This window comes from Caballeronia sp. ATUFL_M2_KS44, from assembly GCF_023630965.1.
GTDB lineage: Bacteria > Pseudomonadota > Gammaproteobacteria > Burkholderiales > Burkholderiaceae > Caballeronia > Caballeronia concitans.
In genome coordinates this window covers 72344-89184 of record NZ_JALQEA010000020.1, presented here as the reverse complement: position 1 = coordinate 89184, position 16841 = coordinate 72344, and the positions used below count along the sequence as shown (strand labels likewise).

The window sequence follows — 16841 nt, the reverse complement described above, 5'->3', positions numbered from 1 at the left end:
GCTTCCGTGTCACATCGCACCGGCGCGGTCGTCGTATTTTATGAGCCCGACGAAGCGTGCATCGAACGAGTCAACCGTCTTGCCGCGCGTCTCCATTGCGTCGTAATCGACAATACGCCCACCGCTCGGACGCCTGAGACGCTCGGATTGTCGCCGGATATCGACTATCGGGCGAACGCTGAAAACCTGGGTATCGCAACTGCCATCAATCAGGGAGTCGATGCACTCGTCTGCGCGGGTTTCGATTTCGCCATTCTTTTCGATCAGGACAGCGAGCCGCCCAGCTCGTTGCTGACCGAGCTGCCCGAGATTCTTGCCGCTTCCAATGCAAGCGGCGAACGTATCGCGCTAGCAGGTCCGGCGTACGAGGATGCCCGGCTCGGCGGCGTGGCGGCATTCGTTCGCTTTCAATGGTGGAAGCTCGGGCGTATCGCGCCGGAAGGAAACGTCCCAATCGATGTCGATTTCCTCATCTCGTCCGGCTCGTGCCTGAATCTGCGCTTCTGGTCGGCTATCGGCCCGATGGAAGATGCGCTTTTTATCGACTACGTCGATCTCGAATGGTGCGTAAGAGCGAGGCGGCTAGGCTTTCGCGTGGTCGGCGTTCCGTGGGTGCGCCTCAGCCACCAACTCGGCGGCGAGCCTGTGCGCGTGCTGGGGCGCACTTATCCAATGCACGGACCGCTGCGTCACTATTATCAGTTTCGAAATGTGATTGCGTTGATCGCCCGTTCGAACATGCCGGCGACGTGGAAGAGCACTGAGCTGGTGAAACTGCCGGGGCGCGTGCTCATCTATTGTTTCTTTCCCAGTCAACGCAGGCAGCATCTGCTGATGGTGTGGCGCGGCATCTGTGACGGCCTCAGGCGGCGCCTCGGACCTTATCGGGCCCGCTGAAGCATCCGGCGCGCGGCTGCTGCGGACGCATCACTGCAACATCTCAATACGGGGCGGCGCCGCAAGGGTAAATGGCTGAACCGTGACGCTCAGCGACAGGTTCGGGTTGTAAGCAGGGTCCAGCTCGAAGTGTCCGGCCCAGCGCTCCTCCATCCAGCGGATTTCCTTCAGGAAGCGTTGATACTTCTCCGAACTCATGTCCGACCCACGGGTCGCGGATTCATGATGATAGAGCTCGGCGAACGGCGTCCAAACGTTCTTGTAACCGGCTTCCCGCACGCGCAGGCAGAAATCGATGTCGTTGAAAGCGACGGCGAGTTCCTCGTTCAGGCCGCCCACTTCTTCATAGATGGAGCGCCGGATCACGAGGCAGGCGGCGGTCACTGCCGAAAGATTCTGAACGGCGACCGCTCGATTGAAGTAGCCGAGGCTGCCGCGTTGCAACGAATGATGCATATGGCCCGCGATGCCGCCGAGCCCGATCAGCACGCCGCCGTGCTGAAGCGTATTGTTCGGATACCAGAGCGCCGCGCCCACCGCGCCATTGCCCGGTTGCGATGCGATCGCCACCATCTCGTTCAGCCAATCCGGCGAAATGACTTCGATATCGTTGTTCAGGAGGCAAAGATAGTCGCCGGTTGCCTGCGCGGCCGCGCCGTTATTGAGCGCGGAGAAATTGAACGGGGATTCGTCGCGTAGCACGCGAACCCGCGCGTCCTTGACGATCTCTCGAAAGTAGTCGAGCGTTTCAGCTTCGATACTCCCGTTATCCACCACGATAATCTCGAAGTTTCGGTAAGTGGTCTTCTGAAGAATGCTGTCGATGCATTGCCTGAGCAATGCGAGCCCGTCGCGCGTCGGAATAATGATCGACACTTTAGGCAGCGGCCAGGGTGTCGAATACTGCACGCGGAGCAGGCCGGAATCGCCGAACATGGGTTCGACCGAGGCTGCCACACCCGTTTGCTGCAAATGTTCGTTCACGGCACGAACGGCTGCCTGAAGCGCATACGGCTTGTTGCTGGCACTGCCCGCTGTACTGACCGGCGTGATTCGCCAGTGATAGAGCACGTGCGGTATGTGCACGACCGCGTCGGCGCCCGCGACCGCCAGGCAACGGAGCGCGAGGTCGTAGTCCTGACTTCCTTCGAAGCCAATCCGGAATCCGCCAACCTGCCTGACGAGCGCAGTCTCGAAAACACCGAGATGGGAGAACATGTTCTGCGTCAGGAACAGGACCGAATTCCAGTCCGGCTTGAAATACGGCGTCGTACGCAGACCGTGCGAATCGAGCTTGTCCTCGTCGCTGTAGAGCATGCGCGCGCCCGGGTTCGCATCGATATAGCGAGCCACCATCAGAAGCGCATGTGCGGGCAGTATGTCGTCGTGATCCAGGAGCGCAACGAATTCGCCTGCAGCGAGTTCGAGCGCGCTGTTGCTCGCCGCGCAGATATGACCGTTGGTCGCGCGAAAGACGACTTTGATGCGCGCGTCCTGCGCCATCCACGCGCGCAGGCTTTCGGCAACGGCAGGATCGGTAGACGCGTCATCGGCAATACAGAGTTCCCAGTTGGGATAAATCTGTTCTCTGACCGACTCGATCATCTCCCGGAGCAACGCCGGATCGCTGTTGTACGTGGGAACGATGATCGAAATGAGCGGCTTTCCAGCGAGGGACGCCAGCAAGCTCTCGGCTCGCCGGCGTTGTTCAGGGCCCAGCGTGTCGTACTCGCTAACCCACGCTCGATAGTCCTCGTCAGACGGGACGCAGTCGCTGAAACCCGCACCGGTGCGGACGCGTCGAAAGCGAGCCTTGATGCCGGAGATGCCTTCCCGACGCGCCATGCCGGCATAGTAGGTGAGTGCACGTCCGTATCCGTTGCGCGCCTGAGCCTGACGCCGCACCGTATCGAAGAGAATCTTCACGGCCTTTGCGATCGTCTCGGCCTGTCGTAACGGGGCGGTAACGCGCCACGACGGCGAATGACGCATTCGATCCAGCTCGACAGCGAGCTTCACGCGCTCGCTCTCGGCGGCGCTTTGTTCTTGGAGATCTGCCAGCGCGCGAGCGAGTTGACCCTCGAGCTCGACAATGCGCGCGTGCGCCCGGCTCAGGTCGAGCGCACTTTGCGACGGTTGCATCGATGTGCCGGCAGTGGCTGTCTGGTCTCGGTCGTCCTGGCCGATCGTCATATGTTCAACAAAAAGGAACGTGGTTCATCAGGCAAGCGTAGGGCGCCTCGGCGGTGTCGATCACGCCTTTTCGAGTTCCGAAGCGACGAACAAATTGATATTACTCATCCGCATCCCGACGATACCGGTTGCGACGGCAGTAGATTCGGACCGGATGATCAACGCATCGAGCATGGCGTCGAGAAGGACGTCCTCGGCCGTCGTGCGTCGCGCCGCATAGACGCTGATCGCATACTCGCCGGGAAGAAGCGTAGGCATCTCGAACACGAACCGCGCTGCGATCTGCTTCGTCTCGCCGGCTGGCGCAGGCACACTCGATGTGAAAGAAGTGTTGTCACCGAAAAGTGGCTGACCGAGCCGGTCTTTGACCACGAAACCGACGATTGGCGTGTCGCCCTCCAGCGGGTTGTCCAATTGCACGACCAGTTGCACGTGCTCTCGGCCGACGACCCACGTTATCGCGCCCCCTTCCTCGCCCAGCAGCGTGGTTGTGCGAATGATCGGCTTCGGGCGTACTGTGGGCAAGTGCTGCGTGTCGACGGCAAGCGGCCGCAGGACGACCGGCGCCGCTTCGTCTTTTGCAGCGGCGATGAAACGCTGCCGTTGATCGGCGGTCTGCGCGTCGGCACGTAGCGCTGCGAGGCGGCTCACTTGTTGCGCCATTCCTTCGCCGCCATCGTCTCCGCGAGCATTGCTGCGCTCAGGCTGCTGGCGCTCATAGAACGTTTCGAAGTAGCTCGTGCAGACCCGCTTGGCTTCCCCCATTTCACGGAGCGTGCCGTGATCGAGCCAGATCACGCGATCACACAGGCTGCGCACGGCCGAAGAATCGTGACTCACGAATAGCACGGTTCCGGTCTGCTGGAAACGGCGCAGGAAGCGCATGCATTTCTGAGTGAAGAATGCATCTCCCACCGAGAGCGCTTCGTCGATGACCAGAATGTCCGCGTCGACGTGGGCGATCACGGCAAAGGCCAAGCGCACGAACATACCGCTGGAATACGTTTTGACGGGCTGATCGATGAACTCACCGATGTCCGCAAAAGCAATGATTTCGTCCAGCCGCGCGTCGATCTGCTCCCGGCTCAGGCCGTGGAGCTGTCCGTTCATATAGATGTTGTCGCGGCCGGTGTATTCGACGTCGAAACCGGAACCCAGTTCGAGCAGCGCTGCAATGCGCCCGCGTCTTTCGATCTCTCCGTCCGTCGGCGCGAGGGTGCCGCAGATGATCTGCAACAGCGTGCTCTTTCCGGAGCCGTTGCGGCCGATGATGCCAACTGTTTCCCCCCGGGAGACCTCGAAGTCGACGTCCTTGAGCGCCCAGAAAGTTCGCACGCAGCCGCGCGCGCGCTCGCTCAGGAAGCGGCGTGCGGACGGCGCCAGTACGGCCCTGCTGGCTGCACCGTAAATACTCTGCTTCAGCCGGTCCGTGGGCCGCTCGTATGAGTCGAATCCCTTGCTTAGCCGCGTGCCGCGAATCACGACCTCAGATGACATCGGCGAACCCTCTGCGCGTCTTCTGGAACCATGCGAAGCCGAACCAGGCGACGACGAGGGCGATGCCCGAGTACACGCTCCAGCGCGACCAGTCGATCGATACGCCCCAGACCAGCACGTCGCGGCTCTGTTCGATGGGATACGTCATGGGATTCATGTAAACCAGCGAGCGGAACTGTTCCGGCAGGGACGACACCGGGAAGAACACCGGCGACAGAAACATGAGCGCCGTGACCAGGATTCCGATGGTTTGTCCGATGTCGCGCAGATAAACCCCGGTCGCGGCCAGCGCCCAGCTGATACCGAGTATCAGCACGCACAGCGGCAGGAGCACGATCGGCAACATGAACGCCGTGACGGGCACTGAACCGACGATCAGCCACTCGGCGATCAGCAGAATGAACACGCTCACGCAGAAATGAAACAACGCCGAGAGCAGCGTGACACAAGGAAGGATCTCGAGCGGGAAGATGATCTTCTTGACGAAGTTCGAGTTCGAAAGTATGAGAGACGGCGCTCGGGTGATGCACTCCGAAAACAGATTGAACATGATCATGCCCGCGAACAGCACGACCGCGAACTCGCTCTTGCTGGCGCTCTGCGCACCGCCGCCGCTCCAGCGAGATTTGAAGACCTCGCTGAATACGAACGTATAAATGCACAACATGAACAGCGGTGTGAGCAACGACCACAGAATGCCGAGAAACGAACCCTTGTAGCGGCCGACCGCGTCGCGTCGTCCCAAGTCGAACATGAGTCGTCTGTTCTTCAAAAGAGAGGCAGCAAGATACCGCGGCGAAACGCTGAAGCTTTGCATAGACGATCTTGGATTCAACAGGTAATAAGGCCGGGCGCTTGATTCGCCCAAAACGCGCTGTCGAGCTTGCGCGGAGCCAGGGTCTGGAATTTCGTGCAGCGGCAGGCTGGCACTGACCGGCCCGGGCTGCGATAAACGCGGAATTATCTCACACGCATTATTGGCGCCGCCGCCAGTCACATCGCGGAGGCTGTGTCGAAGTGTAAGAATTGCAATAGTCGTGCATGGCGAATTCGTCGCGGCGCAATTCCACGGCGGGTGGGGCGGATTTCAGCAGGGACGGGCCGGCGCGGCACTGCGGCGCTGTCGTTTTTTCGCACGGGGAATGCTGTAACATTATCCGTTTTGATTTTCAGGCGCTGGTCAGCTGTGGGCATGCACGACGCTCCTGTTTGGCCGTCTCAGTCTTCGCATGGAGGCGGGTTGGAAGGACAACTGTTGAGTTCTGGTGGCACGGCAATCGAGGCGCACCGCATTAGCAAGGCATACGAGTCCTACGCTCGACCATCGGATCGGCTCAAGCGCAGCATCCGGGGCGTCGCGAGGCGCTTCGCCGCGCGCGCATCCGCTGCAGGCGACAACGCTGCCAACGCCGATTCCACGACCTTTTCCGCCCTGGCCGACGTGACTTTCTCCGTCGCCGTCGGCGAGACAGTCGGGATCATCGGGCGTAATGGCTCGGGCAAAAGCACCTTGCTTCAGATCGTCTGCGGAACGCTTGCGCCGACATCGGGTTCAATCTCGGTCCAGGGGAAGGTTGCCGCGCTGCTCGAGCTGGGTTCCGGCTTCGACGTGCAATTCACCGGGCGCGAGAACGTCTATCTCAATGCGCAGCTGTACGGACTCTCGCGTCAACAGATCGACGAGCGCTACGACAGCATCGTCGAATTCGCGGAAATCGGCGAGTTCATCGACCAGCCGGTCAAGACGTATTCGAGCGGAATGTTCGTCCGTCTCGCGTTCGCAGTCATCGCTCACGTCGACGCCGACATCCTCGTGATCGACGAGGCCCTCGCCGTCGGCGACGCCTTCTTCAATCAGAAGTGTTTCCGCTTTCTTCATGAGTTCAAGAAGCGCGGGACCATCTTGTTCGTGAGTCACGACACGTCGTCCATTCGCAAGCTGTGCTCCAAGGCCATCTGGCTGGATCACGGCAAAGTGGTTGCGCAGGGCGATCCCGACGACGTATGCACTGCCTACCTCGAGACCTACTACAGCGCGGGCACGCCGGCGAGCGGTGGAAGCACGTCCGGTCTCGCGCCTCGTCGCGGTGCCAGCCGTGACGTTCGCCGTGACCTGATCAACGGCTCGTCCTTGCGCAACGACATCGAAATCCTGCCGTTCAGCCCGGATTCGCAGTCTTTCGGTTCGGGCGGCGCGCGAATCGCCGACGTCGCCATCCTCGATTCCGCGCGGCGCCGGCTGGACTGGGTGGTGGGCGGCGAGTCCGTGATATTGCAGGTGTCGGTGGCCATCGGCGAAGCGCTTGCTTCCCCCATAATAGGTTTCTATATCAAGAACGACCGCGGCCAGGACCTGTTTGGCGCGAACACGTTCGGAACGTTTGCCGACAATCCTGTGCGGTGCGAGCAGAATGATGTACTGCGCGCGGAATTCTCGTTCGTCATGCCGGTGCTGCCGATCGGAGACTTCACGATCAACGTGGCTGTGGCGGAGGGCACTCAATATAGTCATGTCCAGTTGCACTGGATTCACGACGCCGTGCCGCTCAGGGTTCATGCCTCGCGTGTCCGGTACGAACTGATCGGTGTGGCAATGACGCAGGTCGAAGTCGCCAAGGCGTGACGCCACGACGCAAGAAAGCATGTATCCCGGCGCGATTGCAGCGCAGGGCGGAAAATTTCAACGACATCGTTGTCCGGTCAGATTGCACAGACGGTCGCCGGTAGGAAATCCAATATGAAAAGCACGAGCCGAACGTTCAAATTCAAGGGCGCAGAAGGCGGCCACGAGTTCACTGGGGAGCGCTATCTTCCGGGAGTCGGCGGTCCTATCCAGTACGAACACTTTCATCGATACCTGTTCTCGACCACGCTTTGCCAGGGCAAGGAAGTGCTCGACATCGCTTCCGGCGAGGGATACGGCTCGGCGGTGCTGGCGCAATCCGCGAAGCAGGTTATCGGCGTGGACATCGACGAGCAGGCGGTGAACAAAGCGCGCGCGCGTTACGCGGAGCAAACCAATCTGCGTTTCCTGCATGGCAGTGCGACGGCGATTCCTCTACCGGATGCCTCCGTGGACGTTCTTAACTCCTTTGAGACGCTGGAGCATTTCACCGAGCACGAAGCATTCATGACAGAGGCGCGGCGAGTGCTGCGGCCCGATGGTCTGATGATAATCTCCACGCCCAACCGTCCGGTGTATTCGCCGCCGGGCGCGCCGCCCAACGAGTTCCACGTGCGCGAACTGGATCGCGGCGAGTTCATTGCGTGGCTGCAGAGCGGCTTCAAGAACTTCGTGCTTTACGAGCAGAAACCGACGGCGGGATCTATGCTGTTCCGCGAAGGCCGTGAGGGCGCGAAGCAGGTGACCTACTGGTCGGAAGTCGCGCCCAACGAGTACCGGGCAACGGCAGGCATTGTCGATCCGGTCTATTTCGTGGCGCTCGCATCCGATGGTCCGCTTCCCGAGCCGGACGACGACGTGCTGGAAGGCGCCCTGTCGTTCGCCCGTTATGACGACGCCCGCAATCAGCAGATCGGCGCGCAGCTTACCGAAATCACCCGGCTTACCACCGAAACGCTAGGCCGGGGTGAGGAGATCGGCACACTGACCGCCGAGACCGTCCGGCTGACCGAGGCGGTGCTCGAGCGCGACGCAAAGGTGGGCTCGCTGACCGTGGAGACCGTCCGGCTCAACGAGGAGATCGTCCGTCTCAACGAGGAGATTGTCGGTATCAGCGCTTCGGGCGCTGAGCGCGATGCCAGGGTCGGCGAACTGACCGCGGAAACGGTGCGCCTGGAAGAGGAAATTGCCCGGCTCAATCAGGAGTGCAGCCGGCTCAATGATCAACTGGGGACCGCCAAGGAGCTGAATCATCGCCTGAGCGACCAGTCGAACGTCATCAGTCTGCTCAACGGCATTGGCGAGCAGGTCAGGCAATCGCATTCGGTCCTCGATCAGGTGCAAGATGGCGTGCGGCAAAGCCGCGCTTACGTTCAGATCGAGGCCGTGCTGCGCGGCGAGAATGAGGCACTGAAAACCCAGATCGCCGCGATCTACGCGTCGACGTCCTGGTGGATCACGAAGCCGCTGCGGTTCGCTGTCAGAAAGCTGCGCGGCGTGCGTCGCGGCGTCGCCGCAACCCGCTCGCCGGCGGCGCATCAACCCGCGCCTCCGGTCCCCGCTGCTTCTGCCGCACCCGTGGAAGCTTCCGCAGCGGCCGCCGCAGCGCCTGTCGTCACGACAGCGCCGGCCGCGACCGCGCAGACGCGAGCGCTGGCGACGGTGCGGCCGTTCGTTGCCCATCGCAATCCGCGTGCGACTGTCGTCATCCTCCATTCGGGCGATGAGCGTGCACTGCATCAATGCCTTGCCGCATTGAGCGAGCACGGCGACGAAGTCCCGGTGCGGGTGGTAGTCGTCGGCGCACAGGCGTCCGCTGTCGCCAAGCAATTCAACGTGGATGTTCTCGGCGATACGCGGGCCGTAGCCTCGCTCGAAGCGTTGCGCGATGTTCTCGGCGCCCCCGAGGGCGACTACGTGGTTCTTCTGTCGGACTTGCTGATTGCGCAAGCCGGCTGGCTCGATGCCCTGGTCCAGGGCTTCGCGCGCTTCGGCGACGCAGCCGCGTTCGCGGCCCTGGTCATCGACGAGCAAGGCGTCGTGCGCAGCGCGGGCGCCGCCATCGAGGCGGACGGACGTTTGAAGCCCAACGGCGTCGGACTGACGGCGGAAAGTCCGCTCGTGAATGCCGTCACGCGCGTGTCCTCCGCAGGCCCCGGCTTCGTCGCGATTAGAACGCGCACATGGCAGCAGATCGCGGCGGATTTCGGAGCGGAAACGCCGTTTGGCGCGGGCCTCGCGGGCATTGCGCTGCGCATCGCTGAACTGGGCGAACACATCTACTGCCATCCTTTTGCGCGCTTCGTCAGCCTGGAGCAGACGGTGGAACGCGAGCCGAATGCCGACGAAAAGTGGAACGACGCTTACCAGCGCTGGGCGCTGCGCGAGCGCTTCGAGACGACTTTCGTGTCGGCGGGCGCGAACGGCGGCCCGCTCACGCTGGCCAAGCGCCCGAAGGTCGTGCTGATCGATGCGTTCGTTCCGAAGCCCGACCAGGACTCCGGCTCTGCGGACGTGTTCTGGTACATGCGCATCTTCCAGGAGTTCGGTTTCGAAGTCAGTTTCATCGCTGCGTTCGAAGACAAGCCGGTCGAATCCTATTCGGATGCGCTGCGGCGATGGGGCGTGCGCGTGCAATACGCCCGCGGCCTGGAGTCGCTCAATCGCCTGGTCATGACCGAGGCGGCGCAGGCCGACGTGGTGCTGGCGCAGCGCGTGATCGTCGCGCGCCATGTCATCGAACCCCTCAAGGTGGGCGCGCCGCACGTCAAGGTCGTCTTCGGAACCGTTGACCTGCACTATCTGCGCGAGGAGCGGGCGGCCATCCACGAGCGGTCCGCGGAGGCCCTCGATTTGGCCCTGTCGCTGCGCAGGGAAGAGATCAGCGCGATCAGCAAGTCGGATGCGACTATCGTGGTGAGTCGTCTCGAGTACGAAATCGTCAAGCGCACCTTGCCTGCGGCGAACGTGCACCGGATTCCAATCCCGCGCCTGCCGACGCGTTCGGAGAAGACCTTCTCCGACCGTTCCGGCGTGATCTTCGTCGGCGGTTTTGCGCATAGGCCGAACGTCGACGCGGTCACGTTCCTCGTCAACGACATCTGGCCGAAGGTCATCGCACGCCTTCCGCACGCCAAGCTCGACATCGTCGGCAGCAATGTGACGCCTGAAGTTCAGGCACTTCACGATCCTGCGAGAGGCGTGACGATCGTCGGCTTTGTCGAGAACCTCGATGGCGTGCTCGAGCGGGCACGCCTGTCGGTCGCGCCGCTTCGTTTCGGCGCCGGCATCAAGGGCAAGGTCGTGTCGAGTCTGCTGCACGGATTGCCTTGCGTGTTGAGTCGCGTCGCGAGCGAGGGCATGGGTCTCGTGAACGAGGAACATGTGCTCGAAGGCGACGACGCGGAAGAAATCGCGAATGCGATCATTCGCCTGCACGAAGACGAGGCGCTGTGGAACCGCCTGGCCGATGCGGGCTTCGCGGCAGCGATGGCCGAATACTCGGTGGAAAGCGTTGCCGCGAAGATGGCCTCGCTGCTCGGGTCCATCGGGTCGAGCGGAACTTCGCACAAGCTGCGCGCCAACGCATTCAACGTCCTCGCCTGATATCCCGGCGACACACTGACCAGAACCGGACATGCTGCAATCCCTCTTATCTTTTTTTCGCAAGACCTCGAACAGCGCGCCGAAGGACAAGCTCAACGTCCTGATCGAACTCGCCTCCTTCGATAAGGGCGGCCTCGAAAAGGTCGTTCTCGATTCGGCCCTCGCGTTCGATCGCGCGCGCTTCGATGTGACCATCGTCACGCCGGGAAAGGTCGGCCATCTGGGTAGCGTCGCGCAGGCTGCAGGCCTACGCGTCATTGGATTGCCCGCAGGCGACGTGCTCGGCGCCTATCGGAAAACGCTGAAGCAATTCGACATCGATGTGTCGATGTCGCATTTCTCGAACACGGGTTATCCACTCTTTGCGGAGCGCGGAATTCCCAACATCACCTTCATTCACAACGTCTACGCATTCTTCTCACAGGAACAGGCGCGCGCCTTCGCGGAAAACGACCGCTACGTCGATTGCTACATTTCCGTTTCGCGCAATGCCACGCGTTACGCGGTCGAGAATCTTGGCGTGACGGCGAGCAAGGTCATCACCGTGCCGAACGGACTGATCATCTCGGAGCACGAGGCGCGCGAAAAGAAGCCGGTCAAACTCACGCGCGAAGCGCTCGGATTGTCCGAGTCGGATTACGTATTCGCCAATATCGCTTCGTATAACCTTCACAAAGGTCACTACATCATGGCGGATGCGATGAAGCACCTGCTCCAGCGCCGCCGCGACGTGAAGATTCTGTGTGTCGGAAATGTCGTGTATCCGCCGCACGTCGAGGAACTCCGGCGCTACCTCGGCGAGCATGGACTCGATGGTCACATTCTGATGCCGGGCTATTTCCCCGACGTCGAGGATGTGCACCGGATTGCCGACGCCTTCCTGCTGCCTTCGTTCATCGAGGGCTGGAGCATTGCCATGAACGAGGCCATGTTCTATCAGAAGCCGATGATCTTGACCGACACGGGGGCCTCGGCAGAGGTGATCGAAGACAGCGACATCGGCATGCTGATTCCCAACGAGTACGGCGACACGCCCAGACTCAATTCGGCATTGCTCGACGAACTCGCGTACAAGCCGCACAGCTATGAGATCGCACCGGTTCTCGCACAGGCGATGGACGAAATGGCGTCGAACCGTGAAAAGTGGCGCGAGAAGGGGCGAGCCGGGCGGGCAAAGATCTACGAACGCTTCGATTTTTCCGCCATCGTGAAGCGGTACGAGCAGATCATCGAGAACGTGGTGCGCGAACGGCGCAAGGCTCACTGAACAGGCGGACAGGATCATGCTCGGCCCTCTGAAGACTTTTTATCGATTCATACGTTGGCGTTTCAAGCCTGCCGTTTGCTTTTATCTCGGCAATCACCTGTTCATGAACTGGATGCCGTACGGCCCCCGCCATTGGTTTCTGCGCCGTTTCTGCCAGGTGCGGATGGGCCGCGACTCGAGCATGGCGATGGGGTGTTTCGTAACCGGCTATCACATCTCGATTGGCGACAACACGGTCATCAACCGCTACACCTATCTCGACGGACGCGTGCCTCTCACCATTGGCAACAATGTGAACGTCTCGCATTACACGTTGATTCAGACGCTCACGCACGATCCGCAGAATCCGGACTTCGTCTGTCTGTGCAAGCCCGTCGTGATCGAGGATCACGCGTGGATTGGTGCACGCGCGATCATCTGTCCTGGCGTGCGCATCGGCGAGGGCGCGGTGGTGGGCGCGGGTGCGGTGGTGACGCGCGACGTCGAACCGTACACGATCGTCGGCGGGAATCCGGCTCGCTTCATCAAGGAGCGGTCGCGAGACTTGCACTATAAATCGCGGTACTTTCCTTTCTTCGACACCGACATTCAATGACGGGCCGATCATCGCCCGACCGTCTTCGCAGCCACATCATGCCTATCTTCAAATCTCGCAAGGAAGTGACCGGTGCGCTCACCGGACCGAGCATCTCGGTAGTCGTGCCGCTCTACAATCACGCGCGCTACATCGAGTCCGCGCTGGAAAGCGTTTTGGCGCAGACGTCGCCCGCCGATGAAATCATCCTCATCGACGATGGCTCGTCGGATAACGGCTTCGAACTCGCGCAGCGCGCCCTGGCCAAGGTCAGCCATGCGCGCGTCTACAAGCAGGAAAACGCGGGCGCTCACAACACGTTGAATCGTGCAATCGGCATCAGCCGGAGCGAGTATGTGGCGGTGCTCAATTCGGATGACGTTTTTTCGCCGGAGAAGCTCGCGTACTGCCGCGCCGTATTGAGCGAACGACCTTCCGTCGGACTCATATCGGGTGCCGTCGGCATCATGGACGACGACAGCGTTCGCCAGCAAGCCGGCGTGGCGATCGACTGGCTCGGCCGCGCGCGTCAGTTCCTTGTCAGCACGGGGCTGCCGCAACTTGCGTTGATGAACGAGAACTTCGTCGCGACCACGTCCAACATGGTGTTCTCGCGCAAGCTATGGGAAGCGGCCGGCGGCTTCCAGCCCTTGCGTTACTGTCACGACCTCGATTTCCTCATGTACGCGTTCGCACACGATTCCGTGCATCTGGATCTCGATCACGAGCACATCGTGTATCGCGTGCACGAGCGGAACACCATCAAGGAAGATATCAGCAAGGTACGTGTCGAGATCGCGGCCGTTATCGCTCAGGGTCTCTTCCAGTCCGGGCCGCGGCTGTTCTCGGCGGGACTCAACGAGCAGGATCTGAACGCGTTCGTGCAGTTTCTGCGCAACAAGCAGTTCACCGAGTTGCTGGTTTTCTTCCAGACCATCCTGCCGGCCTTCGCGACCCGCGGCGCTTTCTATGATTACGCGTCGGACCCGCGCAACGCGTCGGCGTTTCGCGCAGCGGTCACGGCTTGATTCTTGGTTGGCGCCGGGACGTTCCGGGATCGTTCGTCGGCGCCGATCCACACATAAACAGCGATGACACAGATCACAACTTCCAGTTTCAACAGGGCAGACGAGCGGCATGAAGTGCCTTTGCAGGCGGTGATTCTGGCCGGCGGCTCCGGCACGCGGCTCTGGCCTCTTTCGCGCAAACACTTTCCGAAGCAATTGATCAACTTGCTCGGCGACGACTCGCTGCTGCAGGCAACGGCGCGACGTCTCGACGGTCTTCAGGGCACGCGGCGCGTGGCGGACGAAGTGATGGTCGTGTGTGGGGAAGACCATCGCTTCACGACTGCGGAACAGTTGCGGCAGGTCGGCCGCCAAAGCCGGATCGTGCTCGAGCCCGTCGGCAAAAATACGGCGCCGGCACTGACGGCGGCTGCACGGCTGCTCACGCAAAATGGCCGCGATGCAATCATGCTGGTCATGCCGGCCGATCACGCCATTACCGAACTGTCGGCGTTCACCCGCGCGGTATCGGTGGCCGCCGACGAAGCGGCTGACGGTCACGTGGTGACGATGGGCATCACGGCCACGCGCCCGGACACGGGATACGGTTACATCAAGGCATCCGGCCCGGCCGGCGAACGCGGCGCCCTGGGGCTCGAAGCGTTCGTCGAGAAGCCGAATCGTGAAGTCGCCGAGCGCTACGTCGCGTCAGGCGATTATCTGTGGAATAGCGGCATCTTCGTTCTTCGTGCGTCGGTATGGCTTCGGCTCGTCGAGCACTTCTGCACGGACATCGGGACCGCAGTATCCAGGGCGGTGGAACACGCGAGCGCAGACCGGGACTTCGTGCGTCTGGATGCCGAAGCTTTCGCCGCGAGCCCGTCCGATTCCATCGACTTCGCGGTCATGGAGCATCTGAACAGGCCGGATTCGCCGGCGCGGGGTGTCGTGGTGCCGTTGACTGCGGGCTGGTCGGATGTCGGTTCGTGGGATGCGATCTGGGACCTGATGCCCAAGGACGATGCGGGCAACGTCGCGCGGGGCCGCGTGATATTCGAAGGGGCGAGCAATACGTTCGCTCACTCGGAGGGACGGCTCATCGCCTGTGTGGGTACCGAAGACTTGATCGTCGTCGAAACGCCGGATGCGATCCTCGTAGCCAAGACCTCCGAGGTGCAAGACGTGAAACGCGTCGTTGCACGGCTCGAGTCGGGCGCCAGTTCGGAGGCGGTACACCATCGAAAGGTCTATCGTCCCTGGGGATGGTACGACTCGATCGATTGCGATCCGCGCTTTCAGGTCAAGCGCATCGTCGTCAATCCCGGTGCGGAACTGTCCTTGCAGATGCACCATCACCGCGCGGAACACTGGATCGTGGTCAGCGGCACGGCGCTCGTCACGCGCGGCGATGAAACTGTCCTGCTGTCCGAGAATCAGTCCACCTACATTCCGCTCGGCCAGAAGCATCGCCTCAAGAATCCGGGCAAGATTCCGCTCGCGATGATCGAGGTCCAGTCGGGTAGCTACCTGGGTGAGGATGACATCGTTCGGTACGAGGACACGTACGGGCGGAATTAACGCGCCAACGTCGCGAGCGCGGTGCTTGTGACGTGGCGCTTCGGCGCAGCCGTCAAGCGTAGCCGAACACGCGCAGCGCTTCGCCGGCAGTATCGTGACAATGCTTTTGAACGTCGGCGTCGAGCGACCTCGTCCACGAGGTGGCTCGCTCCGACTGGAACGGCTGAGACAAGTTCAGGTGGCTTTGGTCGTGGCGAAGCACGGGCGCGCGTGCGGCATGGTCCAGCATGGCTTCGTCGAACGGCAATCCGAGCAGCGCCGAACTTTTCTGGAGCGTGTCCCGGGGATTCGCCACCAGGTCTTCGTAGCGCACCATCAAATAGTTCGGCTGCCCCTGCATTGCGCGGAATAGATGCAGATTGGTGTAGTTCCAGAGGCGCGGAAAGTACTCCTCGATTCCAGCCGGAGCCCATGAGACGTTCCGCAATGACGACAACACGCCGCGCACATCGCGAACGATATGCAGGAACTTGATATCGCTCGCGAGCACGCCAACTTCTTCCAGCTTTCGGATGGAGAGCAGGTCATCCGGCGTCTTGTCGCCCGCGATTGCCTTGCCAGTGTTCGCAGCGATTTTCCCGTATATCGCCTTGAGGACGCCAGCCACCGTCGGCTCTGCGTGGTCGAGCGCATCGTGCACGTCGGCTCTGCTTATGTGTGGCTCGAGGGTCGAGGCGTAGTCGTCGGTGGAAACGATCAGTTGCTCGACGAGCGGCCGTGCTTTGCTCCAGTCTCTGATCGAGCCCATGAGATGGGCGACCGGGCTGATGAACGTAGTCTGAAACGGAATCAGCACTTGAGGATGCAGGTTGAGGCTCTCTTTGAAGAGCGTCGTGCCGGAACGCGGCGAACCGAAGAGTATGAACATCGTTTGAATCTCGAGTTGAAACCTTAATGTTCTTGAGGGGTACGGCGCTCAAGAGGTGCCGCTTCTTCAACCAGGCGAACGAGACGGTCGATGCACGCGGCAATCGACAACTCACCGGTTTTGAGAAGGAGGTCGGGAGAAGGGGGCGGCTCGTACGGTGAAGTGACGCCGGTGAACTGCTGAATGCCGCCTTTCGCAACCCGTGCGTAGAATCCTTTGGGGTCGCGGCGCTGGCACACATCGAGGCTCGCATCCACGTGAACCAGGCGAAACGGAACGTGGGAGGCCGCGCGAGCGCGTTGCCGATCCTCCTCGAAGGGCGAGATGAGCGACACGATGACGAGCGCACCACGATTGGCCATGAAGCGCGCGACCGCCGCGACCCGGCGCACGTTTTCGGTGCGATCGCTCGGGGAGAAGCCGAGATCCGCGTTCAGATCTTCTCGCAATTCGTCGCCGTCCAATGCGGTGACGAAATAACCTTGTTCGAAAAGCCGCCTTTCAAGATTGAGTGAGAGAGTCGATTTTCCGGCTCCGGAAAGTCCTGTAAGCCAGATAATGGCGCCAGGATGACCGTAGCGGGTCTGATGTGCTTTAGTGGGGAGTTCATGCATGATGCGGGTGTACAAATGGACTTGATTCACATTCAGCAGGAAGGATACCAGTTGTGTTATCTTGCCAACAATTCAGCTTTGCCGTCGCTCAAAAGGGCTCACTCGATCAGGCCGTGA

At 61.2% G+C, this 16841-nt stretch carries 12 protein-coding genes and 1 pseudogene; 7 read left to right on the top strand and 6 right to left on the bottom strand.

Features of this window, described 5'->3' with window-relative positions; genetic code table 11:
* The first annotated feature begins 6 nt into the window (after nucleotides 1-6).
* Complete coding sequence (locus NCR39_RS10495) at nucleotides 7-897, top strand: glycosyltransferase family 2 protein (RefSeq protein WP_250452132.1); 891 nt, start codon at nucleotides 7-9, stop codon at nucleotides 895-897.
* A gap of 30 nt (nucleotides 898-927) precedes the next feature.
* Here the strand turns inward: NCR39_RS10495 and NCR39_RS10490 are convergent, their stop codons facing one another.
* The 4 genes and pseudogenes from NCR39_RS10490 to NCR39_RS10480 form a co-directional block, all read right to left on the bottom strand.
* Nucleotides 928-2889, bottom strand: a complete 1962-nt coding sequence (locus NCR39_RS10490) for a glycosyltransferase family 2 protein (protein ID WP_502800205.1) — start codon at nucleotides 2887-2889, stop codon at nucleotides 928-930.
* Nucleotides 2890-3150: 261 nt separating this feature from the next.
* On the bottom strand, nucleotides 3151-3753 hold the full coding sequence (locus NCR39_RS29890) for a Wzt carbohydrate-binding domain-containing protein (protein WP_502800204.1): 603 nt from the start codon (nucleotides 3751-3753) through the stop codon (nucleotides 3151-3153).
* A 267-nt stretch (nucleotides 3754-4020) separates the two neighbouring features.
* Nucleotides 4021-4587, bottom strand: a pseudogene (locus tag NCR39_RS29885) (ABC transporter ATP-binding protein); the annotation flags it as partial.
* Nucleotides 4577-5404: an ABC transporter permease gene (locus NCR39_RS10480; RefSeq protein ID WP_250452327.1), complete on the bottom strand. Its 828-nt coding sequence runs from the start codon at nucleotides 5402-5404 to the stop codon at nucleotides 4577-4579. The pseudogene NCR39_RS29885 and the gene NCR39_RS10480, both read right to left, overlap by 11 nt.
* A 438-nt stretch (nucleotides 5405-5842) precedes the next feature.
* On the opposite strand from NCR39_RS10480, the gene NCR39_RS10475 reads away from it, so the two are divergent.
* The 6 genes from NCR39_RS10475 (at nucleotide 5843) to NCR39_RS10450 (ending at nucleotide 15242) form a co-directional block, all read left to right on the top strand.
* The gene (locus NCR39_RS10475; protein ID WP_502800203.1) at nucleotides 5843-7210 is read left to right on the top strand and encodes an ABC transporter ATP-binding protein; all 1368 of its coding nucleotides are present in this window, start codon (nucleotides 5843-5845) and stop codon (nucleotides 7208-7210) included.
* A 114-nt stretch (nucleotides 7211-7324) separates the two neighbouring features.
* Nucleotides 7325-10816 carry a methyltransferase domain-containing protein gene (locus NCR39_RS10470; RefSeq protein ID WP_250452128.1) on the top strand — a complete coding sequence of 1164 codons (3492 nt, stop codon included), beginning with the start codon at nucleotides 7325-7327 and terminating at the stop codon, nucleotides 10814-10816.
* Between the two features lie 31 nt (nucleotides 10817-10847).
* Nucleotides 10848-12083, top strand: coding sequence for a glycosyltransferase family 4 protein (locus tag NCR39_RS10465; RefSeq protein ID WP_250452127.1), 1236 nt, complete (start codon nucleotides 10848-10850; stop codon nucleotides 12081-12083).
* 16 nt (nucleotides 12084-12099) lie between these two features.
* Nucleotides 12100-12678: an acyltransferase gene (locus tag NCR39_RS10460; protein ID WP_250452126.1), complete on the top strand. Its 579-nt coding sequence runs from the start codon at nucleotides 12100-12102 to the stop codon at nucleotides 12676-12678.
* Between the two features lie 38 nt (nucleotides 12679-12716).
* A complete protein-coding gene (locus NCR39_RS10455; protein WP_250452125.1) occupies nucleotides 12717-13685 on the top strand; it encodes a glycosyltransferase family 2 protein in 969 nt (322 codons plus the stop codon).
* Nucleotides 13686-13748: 63 nt separating this feature from the next.
* Nucleotides 13749-15242, top strand: coding sequence for a mannose-1-phosphate guanylyltransferase/mannose-6-phosphate isomerase (locus NCR39_RS10450; RefSeq protein ID WP_250452124.1), 1494 nt, complete (start codon nucleotides 13749-13751; stop codon nucleotides 15240-15242).
* Between the two features lie 52 nt (nucleotides 15243-15294).
* Here NCR39_RS10450 and NCR39_RS10445 read toward each other — a convergent pair whose 3' ends face one another.
* Both NCR39_RS10445 and cysC read right to left on the bottom strand, forming a co-directional pair.
* Nucleotides 15295-16110, bottom strand: a complete 816-nt coding sequence (locus NCR39_RS10445; protein ID WP_250452123.1) for a sulfotransferase family protein — start codon at nucleotides 16108-16110, stop codon at nucleotides 15295-15297.
* Between the two features lie 23 nt (nucleotides 16111-16133).
* A complete protein-coding gene (gene cysC / locus NCR39_RS10440) occupies nucleotides 16134-16739 on the bottom strand; it encodes an adenylyl-sulfate kinase (protein ID WP_250452122.1) in 606 nt (201 codons plus the stop codon).
* Between the last annotated feature and the right edge of the window lie 102 nt (nucleotides 16740-16841).